A 14,804-nucleotide genomic window follows, 5' to 3' on the forward strand; every position below is an offset into this window, starting at 1 on the left:
GCGATCAGCCGCCGAGCTTCTGGATTGCATGGGGCGTGGTGGCGAAGGCGACGTTCTTCGTTTCCATGTAGAAATCGAAAGACCAGTCGCCGCCATCGCGGCCGATGCCGGAATTCTTCACCCCGCCGAACGGCGTCGGCAAATGGCGGACGTTTTCGGAATTCACCCAGATCATCCCGGCTTCCAGCTGATCGGTGAAGCGGAAGGCGCGCGTGACGTCGGAGGTCCAGAGATAACCGGTCAGGCCGTACTGAACGTCGTTGGCGATCGCCAGTGCTTCAGCTTCGTCGGTGAACGGGATCGCCGTCAGCACAGGCCCAAAGATTTCTTCCTGGGCGATGCGCATCTTGTTATTGGCCCCGGTGAACAGCGTCGGCGAGACATAGCAACCACCGCCGGGACCATCGAACTTAGCGCCGCCGGCGGCAACGGTCGCACCCTCCGACTTGCCGATGGCGATGTATTCAAGAACCTTCTTTTCGTGCACGGGGTGCACGAGCGGGCCGATCACCGTTTCCGGATCAAGCGGATGACCGACCTTGATGCGCTTTGCCTTTTCAGCGACTAGAGCGGTGAACTTGTCGTAGACGCTCGCCTCGACCAGCAGGCGCGACGACGAGGTGCAACGCTCGCCATTCAACGAATAAATCATGAACACGGCAGCGTCTGCTGCGCGTTCCAGATCGGCATCGGCAAACACGACCACCGGGTTTTTGCCACCCAGTTCAAAATGCACGCGCTTCAGCGTATCGGCGCCCTGCTTCATGATCATCGAGCCCGTGCGGCTTTCACCGACGAAGCCAATGGCCTTGATCAGCGGATGTTCGGTGAGCGCCTTGCCGGCATCCTCACCCAGTCCATTGACCAGGTTCCACACGCCCTTCGGCAGTCCGGCCTCCTCGGCGATCTCGACCAGAAGCCGGGCCGTCAGCGGCGAAAATTCCGCCGGCTTGTGCACGATCGTGCAACCGGCAGCGAGCGCCGGCGCGATCTTCCAGGTGGAGAGCATGAAGGGTGTGTTCCACGGCGTGATGATGCCGACCGGGCCGATCGGCGTGCGCGTCGTGACATTCACCTGGCCGGTCGCGCGAATGCTCTTGCCATCCCTTGCTTCTGGAGCGCGGTCGGCAAAGAAGCGGAAATTTTCGGCGCCCCGCAGAGCCGCCTTCGCCATGAATTTCAGAGACTGACCGGTATCCATACACTCGACGAAAGCGATTTCTTCGGCCCGCGCGACGATTGCATCGGCTATTTTATGCAGGAGCTTCTTGCGGGTATCGCCCGGCATCGCCGCCCATTCCGCAAAGGCGGCTTTCGCTGCCTTTGCGGCGAGGTCCACATCTGCCGCCTTTCCATGCGCAACCCTGGCCAGCACGGCGAGATCGACCGGAGAGATCGTCTCGAAAGTCGAACCGTCCACGGCATCGACGTCATGGCCATCGATACGGTTCTTCACGCCGCCCTCGAACTTCTTCAGATAGGCCTCGGCCTTGGCAATATTGTTTTCAAGAGCTGCCATGCACTCGTCTCCCTGGTTTTATTCTGCGCCGGGACACGATCCCGTCGTACGAATTTGCCTGCGTTACGTACTTGTTTGCTGCCTCAGCCGCGGATGGATCGCGTTCTTTTTCCAACTCAGATCCGCGTCAATCTCGCGGATTTCGAGCGACAGCATGAAATGTGGAGTATCAAACAGTTCCGAGAGAAAGCTGGATGCCGCCGCGAAGATTGCCTCGCCGACAAGCTTCTTGTCGGCTTCACTGCGTCCTTTGCCGATGCGCAAAGACATGTCGATGAAACCATTTTCTTCAAGAAGGTCGGCCACAGCGTAATGATCGGTACGGAAACCGCGAACTCGGACAGCTCCAAGCTCGAACATTCCGGTGTTCAACATCGTATGATGAATGAGTTCTGCCAAAGCCTGTACGTCGACCATCTGCTCAAGATTGGCCGAGTAATCGAATGTAAAATGCGGCATGGCGTCTCCTCCCCCTATATTTAACATGTTAAGTTATTATTTGCAGATGTCAAGACGGGAATTGCGTGTCAATGAACGTTTGCAAATGAGGTCAAATTTGCTCATAGAGAATGGATGAGCACCGCAAAAATCCTCACTCAGAAATTGACACAAGACGCACTTCTGCCGCGCAATGCCAGGCGTTCGCTTCCGATTGCGCTGCTGCGCGCGCGGGAGGCGGTCATGACGCATTTCCGCCCCATGCTGGCCGCACATGACCTGACCGAACAGCAGTGGCGCGTCATTCGCGTGCTTGGTGAAAATGGCGTTGTCGATGCGTCCGAAGTCGCCGATAGGGCTTTCATCCTTGCGCCCTCGCTCACCCGCATTATCAAATCGCTCGAAGAGCGCGGATTAATCGCCAAGCAGCGCGACGAAGCCGACGGTCGGCGGGTTCTGCTGCGGATCACGCCGGTCGGCCTCGGGATCATCGAAAAAGTCGCGCCGGAAAGCCGCATAATATTCACCGATCTTGAGCGAAAGTTCGGCGAAGAGAAGATCAGTCTCCTTCTCGATCTGCTGGGTGAACTCGCCGACACAATGGGTCCGAAATAGCCCTCCCCCACTTTTCCTTCCGCCATGGTCCCGGCTAAGCAACGAAAGTGTCCCAAGGTCGGGAAGCCGGTGACCAAATCCTGTCGCCGGCTTCCTGTTTTTCATAACGCCGAAAGTCCCTTGCTCAACGCCGAGAGGATCTTTGCGATGTCTGTCGCGGCGATCACGAGCGGCGGAGACAGGATGATGTTGTTGCCGGATACCCGCACCATCACGCCGGCCTCGTAGGCGACCCGATGCACCTTTCCGATACTCTTCTTGTCGATCGGCGCCTTGGTGGTTCGGTCGGATACCAGTTCCAGCGCACACATCAGCCCCTCGCCGCCACGCACGTCACCAACGACGTGGTGCTGAGCCATCAGGGCCTGCAGTCCGGCGAAGAGTTCGTCCCCGCGCTCCGCGGCATTCGCGGCGACCTGCAACCGTTCCGTTTCCTTCAGGCACGCGATGGCGGCTGCGGCGCCCACCGGGTGGCCCGAATAGGTATAGCCAGATCCGATGGCGCCCTTGCCGGAGGTGTCCTTCTCGAAGACCTCGGCCACGCCGTCCGAAACCATGACCGCCCCGAACGGAAAATAACCGTTGGTGATCGCCTTGGCCGAGCAAAGCAGATCGGGCTGCACCCCCCAATGACGAGAACCGGTCCAGCTTCCGGTGCGCCCGAACGCTGTGATTACCTCGTCGGCAATCAGAAGAATGCCGAATTTGGAGCAGATTTGGCGCAGTCCCGGCATGAAGCTCTTGTGCGGCGGTATGACACCGCCGGCGCCCAGCACCGGCTCCATGACAAAGGCTGCGATGGTCGAGGGATCCTGGAACTTGATCTCGTCCTCGACGGCGGCAAGACACAGCTGGGCGAGACGCTCCGGATCCGCTTCGTTGAAGGGATTGCGATAGGTGTAAGGTGCCGGCGTGTGAAAACAGCCAGGCATCAGCGGCTCATACTGCGTCCTGAAATTGGAATTTCCATTGACCGAGGCGCCGAGGGTGTGGGTGCCATGGTAACCCTTCTTCAGGCTGAGGAACTTGACCCGCCCCGCCTCACCCCGGATCTTGTGATACTGGCGGGCAAGGCGCAGGGCGACCTCAACACTGTCCGATCCGCCCGAGGTGAAGAACGCCCGAGAGAGGCCGTCCGGCGCAAAGAACTCTGCCAGCATCTCCGAAAGCTCGATGACATTGTCGTTCGTCGTGCCGCGAAAGATCGAATAATAGGGCAGCCGGTCGAGCTGCGCGGAAATTGCCCTTTTTACCGGCTCGCAGGAATAGCCGAGATTGACGTTCCACAATCCGCCGACGGCATCCACCAGTCTATGCCCGTCGACGTCAACGATCTCCACGCCCTCAGCCTCGACGATGATATCGGGCGGGTTCGCCAAGCTGTCAGCCGGATGCGCCATCGGGTGCCAGAGGCGCTTCGCGTTGTTTTCCTTGAGATAATTGGAGGTCTTCATTCGCTTAGTTCCCCTGTGCGAGCATATCGAGCGCAAGCGCATAGCTCTCGCCCGGACGTGTGACATCGAAATGGACATAGGGCATGCCGACGTCGACGGCGCCTTTCAGGTTCTTGGGCTGGTCGTCCACGAATACACAGTCCTTGGCCTCGATCGCCAATCCGTCGGTCACGAAGTGAAACGCACGGGGATCGGGTTTGAGGATCCCCGTATAGGTCGCATCGACGATAAGATCGAAGTCGGCGAGGAAAGGAAGCTTGGCGCGGAAATCCTTGCCGTAAAACAAATCGAGTTCGTTCGACAGGATCGCAAGCCTGTGGCCACGCACCTTGGCCTTGGCGATTGCATCGAGCGCTTCCGGACGGATCACCGCTTCAGGATCCGCTCCCCGAAGACGGCCAACGAATTCTGGAAACTCCGTCCAGGTCTTACCGATCAGGGCACCGGTTTCCCGCATTCTCAAGGCCCAATAGTCACGCTCGGTCATCTCCCCCGCCTGCATTGCACGCCAGGCCTCGTCGCTTGCAGGATCGAAGGGGCCTCGCCAGGCCAACGTCCCGGTCGGCAAGCCGAGGGCGGCCTCCGACAGGGCATGTGTTTCGAACAATGTCTTGGAGATCACTCCGCCGAAGTCGAGAACCAATGCGCGCATTAAAGTTTGATCCATGCCGTTTTGAGATCGAGATATTTGTCGAAGGCATGGAGCGACTTGTCGTGCCCGTTGCCCGATTGCTTGACGCCACCCAGCGGCACCGTGAGATCCGAGCCGCCATAGGTGTTGACATGCACCAGCCCCGCCCGGATCTTGCGCACCATCCGGTGCGCGCGCGACAGGTTCGCCGTCCAGACCGCCGCCGCGAGGCCGTAACGGGTATCGTTTGCCAGCGCGACAGCCTCAGCCTCGGTATCGAATGGCGTTACCGCGAGCACGGGACCGAAGACCTCTTCCTGGAAAACGCGGTCGTCTCGCGCCGCATCCGCAATGATGGCGGGCGACATGTAGAAGCCGCCTGTCTCTTCCAGAAGCCGCTCTCCGCCGATGACCTTTCGACCCTGGCTGCGCGCCTCCTCGACGAACTGCAGGTTCTGCCGCAACTGCCGCTCCGAATTGATCGCACCGGATTGGGTCGATGCATTGAGCGGGTTTCCGACTGTGATAGATGCAGCATGGAAGGCGAGCTTTTCGACGAACGCTTCGTGGATCGAGCGCTCGACGAGAAGGCGTGAGCCTGCGATGCAGACCTGGCCCGAATTGCGGAAAATACCGTATGCGGCCACTTTCGCGGCTTCGTCCAGATCTGGGGCATCCGCAAACACGATGTTCGGCGACTTGCCGCCCAGCTCCAGATAGACCCGCTTGAGGTTCGACCGCGCCGCCGCCTCGAGCAGGCGCCGCCCGGTTGGCCCCGATCCCGTGAACACCAGAACATCGACGTCCATGGATTCCGCGATCCGGGCACCGACCACGGCGCCTTCGCCGGTCACCACGTTGAACACTCCGGCCGGCATGCCGGCCTCGAGCGCCAATTCAGCCACCCGCACCAGGCCGAGCGACGCAGTTTCCGCCGGCTTGAGCACCATGGTGCAGCCCGCAGCGAGAGCCGGACCGAATTTCCAGGCGCCGATCATTAGCGGAAAATTCCAGGGTACTATGGCACCGACCACCCCCGCCGGTTCGCGATGGACGAGCCCGAGATAGGCCGGATCCACTGGCGCGATCTCGCCAAACACCTTGTCGATGGCTTCCGCGTAAAACCGTATCGTCGCGGCGGTGGACAACGGTTCGGCCTTGAGGGCCATGGCGATTTCCGTGCCGTTTTCTCGCACACCGAGAACTGCGAGTTCCAGCGCCTCGTCCTCTATCAGGTCCGCCCATCTCAGCAGGATCTTCTTGCGCGCCGCAGGCGCCAACTCGGACCAGCTTCCGTTATCGAATGCTCGGCGAGCGGCAGCTATCGCGGCCTCAGCATCCTCAGGCGTCCCGCGCGCCATGGTCGTCAAAGTCGTTCCGTCAATCGGCGAAACCACCGACATCGTTCCGTTGTCGGAAGCGGGAACGCGGCGACCGTCGATGACATGCTGGAACGCTGCAACCGGCTTAGCGCGTAGCGCTTCGATGACGTCTTGATTCATGATGCCCCAAATCTTGGTTCGTTATTATCACCACTGGTTTATATAATGGGACTTGAAGCAAAAATGGTCAACCCTGCCAGTTGCAGGGTCCACGCTGATCAAACAAATACTGGTTCAAAAGGCTGACTTAAGGGACCCCGCCCCAATCAGGCCTGGATCTCAGTGAACCTGGCAGCCGCCGCCGCAAACTGCGCCGGAGGCCTTCCACCCGTTCCGATATTGACCTTCTCGGCCTCGCGGAACAGGGCAGCGATGGTCTGGCGGCGAACCTCGTTGGTCATCCGATGCGCGGGCGTGGCAACGGCCAGCGACCCCACAGGTACGCCTTCGATATCGAATATCGGCACGGCTATACCGTAAACGTCATCCTCGTTCGTCTGGTCCGCCTCAGCAAAGCCGGTCAGCTGCACCTCCTGAAGGCGTGCACGCAACACGTTCGGATCCGTTAGGGTCCGCGAGGTTTTGCCCGTCAGTGGCTCACTGAGAACCCGCTCGACCATGTCCGGCTTGGAGAATGCCAAGATTACTACGCCCGACGCCGTACTGTGCATAGGGAGAACTTCGCCGGCGACCAACGAGACACGGCTGCCCCTGTTGCTTTCCGACACGCCGATGGTCGCCAGCGCCCGCCCGGACAACAACGAAGCATGCGCAGTCTCGCCGATTTCGGCCGAAATCTTGTCGAGTGAATGCTGATACACCGACGTCACCGGAAAGGCGGTTTCGCGCACGCGCGCCAGGCGCAAAACCCCCGCGCCCAAGCGATAGAGGCGGGCAGATCCCCGCTGCTCCACCAAACCCTTGTCACACATCACAACGAGCATCCGATGGACCGTCGCCTTGTCTACCCCCGACCGACGGGCCAGTTCAGATAATCCGATTTCAGGCTCTGCTTCAGAGAAGAAATCCAGAAGAGACAAAGCTTTAGCAACCGTTGAGGACATGACACCTATCACCTGAAACGCACACCGCACCCGCAAATCGCTCAAAATTGATTGACGATACCTAGGATGGGAGCTAATATTGAACTGCTGGTGATAATAATAAACCGAAGAGGGGTTGTCAATGTATAAATCACGCTTGCTTTTGCTCGGTCTCGCTTTCCTTGGGCTCGCGGCACCCGCGATGGCGGAATATCCCGAGCGTCCGGTAACCTTTGTCGTACCGTGGCCTCCAGGCGATCTGGAAGACCAGTTGACACGCATCATTGCCGACGAATTCATGCAAGAGACCGGTGTTCCCGCCAAGGTCGTCAACCGACCAGGCGGTGGCGCCGTAGAAGGTGCGACTTTTGTGTCCCAGGCCAATCCCGATGGCTACACGGTCGGGTCTTTCGTAATCGATGTTCCAACGGTTCATGTGATCAAAAAAGTCGCTCCCTATGACCGCTCGAGCTTCGAGCCGGTCGGCATCTTTCTGACCTACCCCTTTGCGCTGGTGGGCAGGGGGGACGCGCCTTACAGCGATATGGCGAGCCTCGCTGCCTATGCAAAGGACAAACCGGTCAAGCTCGGCCATTTCGGCTACGATGTCATCCCGACCATGGCGACATTTGCAGCCGCTGACAAGCTCGGTTTCAAGTTCGCTGCCGACGCGCCCGCCGACCTCCTGGACTGCGCACTCCTGCAGTCGGGTGACGTTGACGTGATGGCAACTTCGATGGCCCTGGTTCTGCCTTGCCTCGACAGCGTAAAGGTTCTGGCCGCCTATACGGAAAAGCCGCTCTCACTCGCTCCTGACGCGAAGCTTCTTTCCGAACAGGTGCCCGGTCTGAATATCACGCTTTGGAACGGTCTGTTCCTGCCCAAGGGCACGCCTCAGGAGATCGTCGACAAACTTGCTGCCATTGCCGAGAAAGCCATGGCATCGCAAAAGGCACAGGATGTGTCAAAGAACACCGGCGCTGGCGTCTACTGGATCGGTCCGGCGGACGCGAAGGCACGCATCGACGCCGACTATGTGGCAGCCGAAGCTCTGGTCGCGGAAACGCAGAACTGATTTGACGCAGGGGGGACCAAAGTCCCCCCGATTGTCACAGGAGCTGAGATTTCGGCTCACCCATCAATTGCCAATGTAACCGATCTGGCGGCCCTTGCCGCAAAGGAGAAGCCATGACCGCCGAACAGGGGTCTGCCGGTTTCGAGCCGGTGCCGCATGGCGTGCCGTTGCCCGACGATCCGGAGCACGCTGAATTTATCCATCCTGAGGCTCAGGGCATAATCGCGCTGGTCTTCGCATTGCTGGCGGTCGTCTTTCTCGCAATTCTGCCGCTGGCTACCCGAGCCGCCCCCATGCAAAAGGGCTGGTGGGTCGAGCCTTCGACCTGGCCAATCTTCACCCTCTCCGCCACGCTCGTGGCTGCACTGTTTCAGGTTGCTTCGTGGATCAAGTCCGGCAGAGCTGCGAGATTTTCTGGCGACTTTTGGCGCAAATCCTTCTGGGCCTTCGGCGCTCTTGGTCCGGCCCTGCGTTATTCGGCGGTATTCATTCTTTACCTTTTCGCTGTCGGTTGGCTGGGCTTTGCAATCTCGTCGTTCCTTTTCGTTCAGGTCGTTGTCTGGATGGCCGGCCTGCGAGGCACGGCCTGGCGTCTCAAGGCGGCGTTATTCGTCGTTGCCGTGGTGATCGTGTTCCGTATCGGAATGGGCCTCTGGTTCCCAATGGCCCCGCTCTTCACCGCCTACTTTCCTGACTGGTTCGTCCGGTCCTTTGCTATCTATCTCTGAGGACGACAATGGACAGCATCATCGCCGGCATAGAACACATCACCACCTTTCAGGTCCTTTTGGCTCTGTTCCTCGGAGCGATCTGCGGCATTGCAGTCGGGGCAATTCCCGGGCTAGAGCCCGCCGGCGCAATGGCGATCCTTCTGCCGTTTTCGCTGCAGCTTGAGCCGCTGGCGGGGATCACGCTCCTGCTGGGCGCTTACGGTGGCGCTTGGTATGGCGGCGCCATACCAGCGATCCTGATCAAGGTTCCAGGCACACCCGTCAATGTCCTGACCACCTATGACGGATACCCTATGACCCGTCGTGGCGAAGCGCACCGGGCATTGTCTCTCGCCTATTCCTCCTCTTTCATCGGCGGGATATGTTCCGTCTGTGCGCTGGTTTTTCTCGCGCCCTATCTGGCACGGATCGCAGCAAATTTCGGTGCGCCTGAATATGTCGCCATCGCCATTCTGGCCATTTCCTCGGTCATTCTCGCTCATTACAACCAGATCCGCGGCGCCATTATGTCGCTGGGCTTCGGGATGTTCCTGGGAACGATCGGTATGGAAAGCGTCTTCAATACCCAGCGTTACACATTCGGCGAAAGCTGGCTGCTCGGCGGCGTTCCTCTGGTCCCGGTCGTCATCGGGCTATTTGCAATGAGCCAGGGCTTTGTACTTCTGACAACGACGAAGCGTGAGGGTCAGGCTGTCAAGATCGACTACAGCAACCGGTTCCGTGGTTTGATGGAAGCCCTGCGCTATCCGAAGGTCCTGGCGCGCTCGATCGGGCTCGGCCTGACCATGGGCCTCCTGCCCGGCGTCGGCGAGTTCGGCGCCCAGTTCCTGAGCTATTCCATTACCAAGAGGCTGTCGAAAACGCCGGAACGCTTTGGCAAAGGTGCTCCCGAAGGCCTGATCGCCTCGGAGAGCTCGATTTCTGCCTGCACATCGACCGTGCTTATCCCGCTTCTGTCGCTCGGCATGCCGACCGATCCGCTAATGGCGATGGTGCTTACGGTCTTCATGATCCACAACATTGTGCCCGGCCCTCGCCTGTTCATCGATCATCCGGATTTCGTTAGCGGCCTCTATGCCTCGCTCTTTCTCGTCAACATCCTGATCCTCGTCATTCTTTTGTTTGCGACCAAGTACATAACGCGTCTCGCGAGCATCAATCCGCGCTTCATTGGTGCCTGCGTAATGATCCTGGCGCTGATCGGGTCCTATACGCAGAATTACCGCATCAGCGATGCACTGATCATGGTCGTATTCGCCATCATCGGGAGGATCCTGATCCGCAACGACATCCCGGCCTTCCCAATGGTGATCGGCCTGGTGCTCGGTCCACTCTTCGAATGGCGCTTCGCTCAATCGATGAGCCTTTCAAACGGTAACATTTTCGTCTTCTTTGAACGACCGATCTCTGCCACGCTGATTGGACTGGCGGTCACGGGACTGACGGTGTTCGCCGTCGCCAGCTTGCGCAAAAAACAAGGGAAAAGCACGTCCGCTCCTCAAGAATGAGGCCGGAGAACGCAGGCGGTTGCTCTTCGCAAGCTATTCAGACAACAGAAAGTACTATCCATGAACGATCTCGTAGCGCGGCGGCGTGCTCTTTTAGGCCCAAATGTCTCGACATTTTACGATGAGCCTATCCACATTGTACGCGGTGAAGGCGTGTGGCTTTGGGATGCCGACGGGCGCAAATATCTCGATTGCTACAACAATGTTCCGCACGTCGGCCATTGCAATCCGCGCGTTGTCCAAGCGATTTGCAGGCAGGCAGGTACTCTCAACACGCATACGCGCTATCTGCACGAAGGCATCCTCGACTATGTTGAGCGTCTGACGGCGACGTATGACGAGAGCCTGAACACCGCGATCCTCACCTGCACCGGTTCCGAAGCAAACGACATTGCGCTTCGCATGTCCGAGGCCATGACCGGCAAGCGTGGGATCGTCGCCACCGACGCGACCTATCACGGCAATACCGCGCTGGTCAGTCACCTTTCGAGAAGCAACGTCCCGGAAGTCGGCTTCGGATTGGGCCAATATTTTCGCCACGTCGAAGCTCCAGACAGTTATCGTATTCCAGACCCAGACGGGCAGCGCTTTGCGGCCAAGGTTCAGGAAGCCATCGACGATCTGGAAAAGCGCGGCATCGGCTTCGCGGCGCTTGTTGTTTGCCCGCTCTTTCTCAACGAGGGGTTCCCGGCACAGCAAGAAGGCTGGCTGAAACCGGCAGCCGACGCGGCGCGTCGCGCCGGTGGCCTGCTGATTTGCGACGAGGTGCAGTCCGGCTTCGGTCGCAGTGGCACCCATTTCTGGGCGCACCAGAAGCAGGGCGTCGTTCCCGACGTCGTCACCATGGGCAAGCCAATGGGCAATGGCCATCCGGTTGCGGGTCTCGTCACCAGCGCAGAAATCATGGCGCGCTTTCGCAAGTCCTTCCGCTATTTCAACACGTTTGGCGGCAACCCCGTGAGCTGCGCGGCTGCCACCGCGGTGCTGGAGGAACTGCAAGAGAAAAATCTTCAGGCACATGCCGAAAAGATTGGCCTCCTTGCACATCGACGCCTGACAGAACTCGCCGACAAATATCCGGTCATCGGGGACGTCCGTCAGTCTGGCATGGTTTTCGGCGCTGAATTTGTGCTGGATCAAGAGACCAAGGAGCCGGCGATCGGCTTTGCCGACAAGGTGGTCAACCGGATGCGGCAACGCGGCGTCATCCTTTCAAAACTGGGGCGCCACAAGAACACTCTTAAAATCCGTCCTCCCATGCCGTTCGCGCAGGAGCATCTCGATCTCCTTATGACAACGCTCGAGGACGTCATTGGTGAGACAGTGGCAGCGATATGAGCGATACGGTTGAGACATCTTTGGCGACATGGGGACTGGTGGCGGCAGACTACGAGTTTGTGGCAGGACGAGAGAACCGTGTCTTCCGCGTCAGGTCAGGGCAAGGGGATTTCGCACTCAGGATCAAGCGGCCGGGTTATCGGGAGAAGGACGAACTCGTTTCAGAGCTTTATTGGCTGGACGCAATGGAGACTGGCGGACTGCATGTTCCGCGCCCCTTGCTATCACGCAATGGCAAGCTTCTTGAATGCGTCGACGGCTTCTTCGTCGATATTGTCAGTTGGTTGCCCGGAGTGCCGCTGGGCAAGAGCCGCCATCCGCTTGCGCTGGAAAACCGCCATGCGATCTTTCATGCGATCGGGGCGGAAATGGCTCGCCTGCATGCAGCCTGCGACACCTGGGACCGACCGGCAGACTTCAGACGCTGCCACTGGGATATTGACGGGCTGCTCGGCGATGCCCCGGTATGGGGCCGCTTCTGGACGAACCCGACGCTGTCAGATGACACCCGCAAGCTGTTTCTCCGCTTTCGGGAAGCAGCGACTGACCGACTGACCGAATTGCTTCCGGGTCTCGACTACGGCCTGATCCATGCGGATCTCGTGCGCGAGAATATCCTTCTCGATGGACAGACGCTCAAGCTCATCGATTTCGACGATGGCGGTTTCGGTTATCGCCAGTTCGACATTGCGACGGTCCTGCTGAAGAACATGACCGAGCCGGATTTTCCCGATCTGAAAGCCGCGCTCATCGAAGGATATCTCAACAGGCGTGCGCTAGACCTGACATCACTCGACATCTTCACCACGATACGCGCGCTGTCCTATGTCGGCTGGATCGTGCCGCGCATGGACGAACCGGGAGGAACGCTTCGCAACGAGCGTTTCATTGCGGAAGCGCGCGACCTCTGCAATGCCTTTCTCTAACAATCCCTCATTTTAAAAAAGGGGAACTCATGAAAAAGACAATTCTGGTTATTGGCACCTTCGACACCAAAGCCGCGGAACTTGGCTATCTGATCGAGCGAATCGAAGCGCAGGGCGGTGCGACGCTTGCAATGGACGTCAGCATTCTTGGGGACACCGATTTGCCTGTCGCATTCGGCAAGCACGATGTCGCCAGAGCAGCGGGCGCGGCAATTGCCGACCTGATCGCCCTCGGCGAGGAGGGCGAGGCGTTTGAGCGCATGAGTGCGGGGGCGGCATTGTTGACCCGCCGCCTCTTCGACGAAGGACGCTTCGACGGCATGATTGCACTCGGTGGCACGATGGGTACGGACCTGGCGCTCGACTGTGCCCAGTCCCTGCCAGTCGGTGTTCCGAAATATCTCGTATCGACCGTCGCCGGTTCCCCGTTGATTGCCGCTGAGCGTATGGCGGCTGATGTCCAGTTCATTTTGTGGGCCGGCGGTCTTTATGGCCTCAATCCATTGTGCAAGTCGGCGCTCAGCCAGGCTGCCGGTGCAGTACTGGGCGCAGCAAGAGCAGTCGAAGCGCCCTCTTTCAATCGACCGATCATCGGCATGACGTCGCTGGGTTCGTCGTGCTTGAGTTACATGAAGCGGCTGCATCCGGAACTGGTGACCCGCGGCTATGACGTTGCCGTATTCCACACCACCGGCATGGGCGGCATGGCCTTCGAGCAACTGGCGGCCGACGGCGTTTTTGCCTGTGTGATGGACTTCTCACTGCAGGAGTTCGTCAATGTGCAGCATGGGTCGCTCGTCAGCGCCGGCAGCGACCGGCTGTCCGGTGCCGGACGCAGCCGGACACCACAATTGGTTGCTCCCGGGGCAGCCGATATCCTCGATCTCGCCGGCTGGCAGGATATTCCCGAACGTTTCAGGAACCGCCCCTTCCATCAGCATAACCGGCTGATCAAGAACGTGGCTTTCAATGTCGACGAGCGGCGCCACCTTGCCCGCGCAATGGCGGAGCGTCTCGCCGAGGCCAGCGGCGCCACCCACTTCATTCTTCCCAAGGGTGGCATTGAGGAATGGGACCGCGTCGGTGAAGCGGCGCATGATCCGGTAGGCTTGGCAGCCTTTTGTGCCGAAATCGAGACTGCCATGCGCGGGCGCGTGGAAATGACAGTTCTGGATTGTCATATCAACGATATCGACTTCTGCGAGGCCGTCCTTGCGAAATTCGATGCCTGGGTTGCCGAGGGAATAGTTCCGGCGGGGGTAAAACCATGATGAACGGGCGATTTAGTGGCAAGGTAGCGCTGATCTCCGGCGGTGGCACCGGCATTGGCGCGGCGGTCGCGCGGCGCCTTGTTCAAGAGGGTGCGACGGTTACAATCATGGGACGCCGCCGGGCGCAGCTCGAAACCGTCGCGGAGCCAATCGGTGCCTCGGTGTTTGTCGGTGATGCGGCAGACCCGGCGCAGGCACAAGCTGCGGTAGCCGACGCCGTGGAACGGTTCGGTTCATTGGACATCGTGGTGGCAAACGCCGGCGGACACGGTTTTGCAACGATCGTTGAAACCGCCGACCGCGACTGGGAGGATGCTTGCCATGCCAATCTGGATACCACATTCGTCTTGCTGCGCGCTGCAATGCCCGAACTCATTCGTCGAAAAGGCGCCATAGCGGTCACTGCGTCTATCGCCAGTTTGGCGGCACCTGCCAGTGCTTTCGGCTATACGGTCACGAAACACGCGCAGATCGGCCTCGTTCGCTCCATCGCGCGGGATTTCGGCCGGCAGGGCGTTCGATGCAATGCGGTATGTCCCGGCTGGGTCACCACCGAGATGGCGGACGCCGAGATGGATGAATTGCAAACGCGGCTCAACCTGACATCTCGGGATGAAGCCTACGATATGGTCACACGCGATGTCCCTCTGGGAAGGCCCGCCCATCCCGACGAAATCGCATCCGTGATAGCCTTCCTTTGCTCGTCCGATGCATCGATGGTCACCGGTGCAACCCTGACGGTCGATGGGGGTTCGACGATCGTCGACGTTCCAACCCTGGCTTTCGGCTGACTGCCCATTCAAGACCTTCACCCAGAAACCGGTTAGCCACGTCTCGATTTTCGACGCATGTTTCATGAGCGACGATCAATCG

The 14,804-nt window shown here is 59.3% G+C and carries 14 protein-coding genes; 8 read left to right on the forward strand and 6 right to left on the reverse strand.

Translation table 11 applies throughout. From position 1 onward, the window contains the following. Nucleotides 1-4: 4 nt before the first annotated feature. Together hpaE and ACWPM9_RS21350 are read right to left on the reverse strand one after the other, a co-directional pair. Complete coding sequence (gene hpaE / locus ACWPM9_RS21345) at nucleotides 5-1,519, reverse strand: 5-carboxymethyl-2-hydroxymuconate semialdehyde dehydrogenase (RefSeq protein ID WP_484757886.1); 1,515 nt, start codon at nucleotides 1,517-1,519, stop codon at nucleotides 5-7. Between the two features lie 63 nt (nucleotides 1,520-1,582). Then, nucleotides 1,583-1,978 (reverse strand): 5-carboxymethyl-2-hydroxymuconate isomerase, encoded by a 396-nt coding sequence (locus tag ACWPM9_RS21350; protein WP_484757887.1) that lies wholly within the window; start codon nucleotides 1,976-1,978, stop codon nucleotides 1,583-1,585. Nucleotides 1,979-2,092: 114 nt separating this feature from the next. Between ACWPM9_RS21350 and hpaR the strand changes: the two genes are divergently transcribed. Then, nucleotides 2,093-2,572, forward strand: a complete 480-nt coding sequence (gene hpaR, locus ACWPM9_RS21355) for a homoprotocatechuate degradation operon regulator HpaR (RefSeq protein ID WP_484757888.1) — start codon at nucleotides 2,093-2,095, stop codon at nucleotides 2,570-2,572. A gap of 101 nt (nucleotides 2,573-2,673) precedes the next feature. On the opposite strand, the gene ACWPM9_RS21360 is transcribed toward hpaR, so the two are convergent. The 4 genes from ACWPM9_RS21360 to ACWPM9_RS21375 all read right to left on the reverse strand — a co-directional run bounded on the left by ACWPM9_RS21360 (nucleotide 2,674) and on the right by ACWPM9_RS21375 (nucleotide 7,103). After that, nucleotides 2,674-4,026: an aminotransferase class III-fold pyridoxal phosphate-dependent enzyme gene (locus tag ACWPM9_RS21360; RefSeq protein WP_484757889.1), complete on the reverse strand. Its 1,353-nt coding sequence runs from the start codon at nucleotides 4,024-4,026 to the stop codon at nucleotides 2,674-2,676. A gap of 4 nt (nucleotides 4,027-4,030) precedes the next feature. Further along, on the reverse strand, nucleotides 4,031-4,693 hold the full coding sequence (locus ACWPM9_RS21365) for an HAD-IA family hydrolase (RefSeq protein ID WP_484757890.1): 663 nt from the start codon (nucleotides 4,691-4,693) through the stop codon (nucleotides 4,031-4,033). Next, a complete protein-coding gene (locus ACWPM9_RS21370) occupies nucleotides 4,678-6,159 on the reverse strand; it encodes an aldehyde dehydrogenase family protein (RefSeq protein ID WP_484757891.1) in 1,482 nt (493 codons plus the stop codon). The genes ACWPM9_RS21365 and ACWPM9_RS21370 overlap by 16 nt, the downstream gene beginning before the upstream one ends. A gap of 146 nt (nucleotides 6,160-6,305) precedes the next feature. Beyond that, on the reverse strand, nucleotides 6,306-7,103 hold the full coding sequence (locus ACWPM9_RS21375) for an IclR family transcriptional regulator (protein WP_484757892.1): 798 nt from the start codon (nucleotides 7,101-7,103) through the stop codon (nucleotides 6,306-6,308). Nucleotides 7,104-7,224: 121 nt separating this feature from the next. Between ACWPM9_RS21375 and ACWPM9_RS21380 the strand changes: the two genes are divergently transcribed. The 7 genes from ACWPM9_RS21380 to ACWPM9_RS21410 all read left to right on the forward strand — a co-directional run bounded on the left by ACWPM9_RS21380 (nucleotide 7,225) and on the right by ACWPM9_RS21410 (nucleotide 14,722). Further along, complete coding sequence (locus tag ACWPM9_RS21380) at nucleotides 7,225-8,157, forward strand: tripartite tricarboxylate transporter substrate binding protein (protein WP_484757893.1); 933 nt, start codon at nucleotides 7,225-7,227, stop codon at nucleotides 8,155-8,157. 113 nt (nucleotides 8,158-8,270) lie between these two features. Then, nucleotides 8,271-8,885: a tripartite tricarboxylate transporter TctB family protein gene (locus tag ACWPM9_RS21385; RefSeq protein ID WP_484757894.1), complete on the forward strand. Its 615-nt coding sequence runs from the start codon at nucleotides 8,271-8,273 to the stop codon at nucleotides 8,883-8,885. 8 nt (nucleotides 8,886-8,893) lie between these two features. Continuing rightward, complete coding sequence (locus ACWPM9_RS21390; RefSeq protein WP_484757895.1) at nucleotides 8,894-10,396, forward strand: tripartite tricarboxylate transporter permease; 1,503 nt, start codon at nucleotides 8,894-8,896, stop codon at nucleotides 10,394-10,396. A gap of 60 nt (nucleotides 10,397-10,456) precedes the next feature. Next, complete coding sequence (locus tag ACWPM9_RS21395) at nucleotides 10,457-11,734, forward strand: aspartate aminotransferase family protein (RefSeq protein ID WP_484757896.1); 1,278 nt, start codon at nucleotides 10,457-10,459, stop codon at nucleotides 11,732-11,734. Further along, a complete protein-coding gene (locus tag ACWPM9_RS21400; RefSeq protein WP_484757897.1) occupies nucleotides 11,731-12,660 on the forward strand; it encodes a phosphotransferase enzyme family protein in 930 nt (309 codons plus the stop codon). Before ACWPM9_RS21395 ends, ACWPM9_RS21400 begins: the two co-directional genes overlap by 4 nt. A gap of 29 nt (nucleotides 12,661-12,689) precedes the next feature. Next, nucleotides 12,690-13,931, forward strand: a complete 1,242-nt coding sequence (locus ACWPM9_RS21405) for a Tm-1-like ATP-binding domain-containing protein (protein ID WP_484757898.1) — start codon at nucleotides 12,690-12,692, stop codon at nucleotides 13,929-13,931. Beyond that, nucleotides 13,931-14,722 carry an SDR family NAD(P)-dependent oxidoreductase gene (locus tag ACWPM9_RS21410; RefSeq protein WP_484757992.1) on the forward strand — a complete coding sequence of 264 codons (792 nt, stop codon included), beginning with the start codon at nucleotides 13,931-13,933 and terminating at the stop codon, nucleotides 14,720-14,722. The genes ACWPM9_RS21405 and ACWPM9_RS21410 overlap by 1 nt, the downstream gene beginning before the upstream one ends. The last annotated feature ends 82 nt before the right edge of the window (nucleotides 14,723-14,804 follow it).

This window comes from Agrobacterium sp. H141 (genome assembly GCF_057158725.1).

Bases quoted from the DNA above. Each gene is read 5' to 3' on its own strand.
- hpaE (WP_484757886.1), bottom strand. From the start codon at position 1,519: ATGGCAGCTCTTGAAAACAATATTGCCAAGGCCGAGGCCTATCTGAAG.
- ACWPM9_RS21350 (WP_484757887.1), bottom strand. From the start codon at position 1,978: ATGCCGCATTTTACATTCGATTACTCGGCCAATCTTGAGCAGATGGTC.
- hpaR (WP_484757888.1), top strand. From the start codon at position 2,093: ATGAGCACCGCAAAAATCCTCACTCAGAAATTGACACAAGACGCACTT.
- ACWPM9_RS21360 (WP_484757889.1), bottom strand. From the start codon at position 4,026: ATGAAGACCTCCAATTATCTCAAGGAAAACAACGCGAAGCGCCTCTGG.
- ACWPM9_RS21365 (WP_484757890.1), bottom strand. From the start codon at position 4,693: ATGGATCAAACTTTAATGCGCGCATTGGTTCTCGACTTCGGCGGAGTG.
- ACWPM9_RS21370 (WP_484757891.1), bottom strand. From the start codon at position 6,159: ATGAATCAAGACGTCATCGAAGCGCTACGCGCTAAGCCGGTTGCAGCG.
- ACWPM9_RS21375 (WP_484757892.1), bottom strand. From the start codon at position 7,103: ATGTCCTCAACGGTTGCTAAAGCTTTGTCTCTTCTGGATTTCTTCTCT.
- ACWPM9_RS21380 (WP_484757893.1), top strand. From the start codon at position 7,225: ATGTATAAATCACGCTTGCTTTTGCTCGGTCTCGCTTTCCTTGGGCTC.
- ACWPM9_RS21385 (WP_484757894.1), top strand. From the start codon at position 8,271: ATGACCGCCGAACAGGGGTCTGCCGGTTTCGAGCCGGTGCCGCATGGC.
- ACWPM9_RS21390 (WP_484757895.1), top strand. From the start codon at position 8,894: ATGGACAGCATCATCGCCGGCATAGAACACATCACCACCTTTCAGGTC.
- ACWPM9_RS21395 (WP_484757896.1), top strand. From the start codon at position 10,457: ATGAACGATCTCGTAGCGCGGCGGCGTGCTCTTTTAGGCCCAAATGTC.
- ACWPM9_RS21400 (WP_484757897.1), top strand. From the start codon at position 11,731: ATGAGCGATACGGTTGAGACATCTTTGGCGACATGGGGACTGGTGGCG.
- ACWPM9_RS21405 (WP_484757898.1), top strand. From the start codon at position 12,690: ATGAAAAAGACAATTCTGGTTATTGGCACCTTCGACACCAAAGCCGCG.
- ACWPM9_RS21410 (WP_484757992.1), top strand. From the start codon at position 13,931: ATGAACGGGCGATTTAGTGGCAAGGTAGCGCTGATCTCCGGCGGTGGC.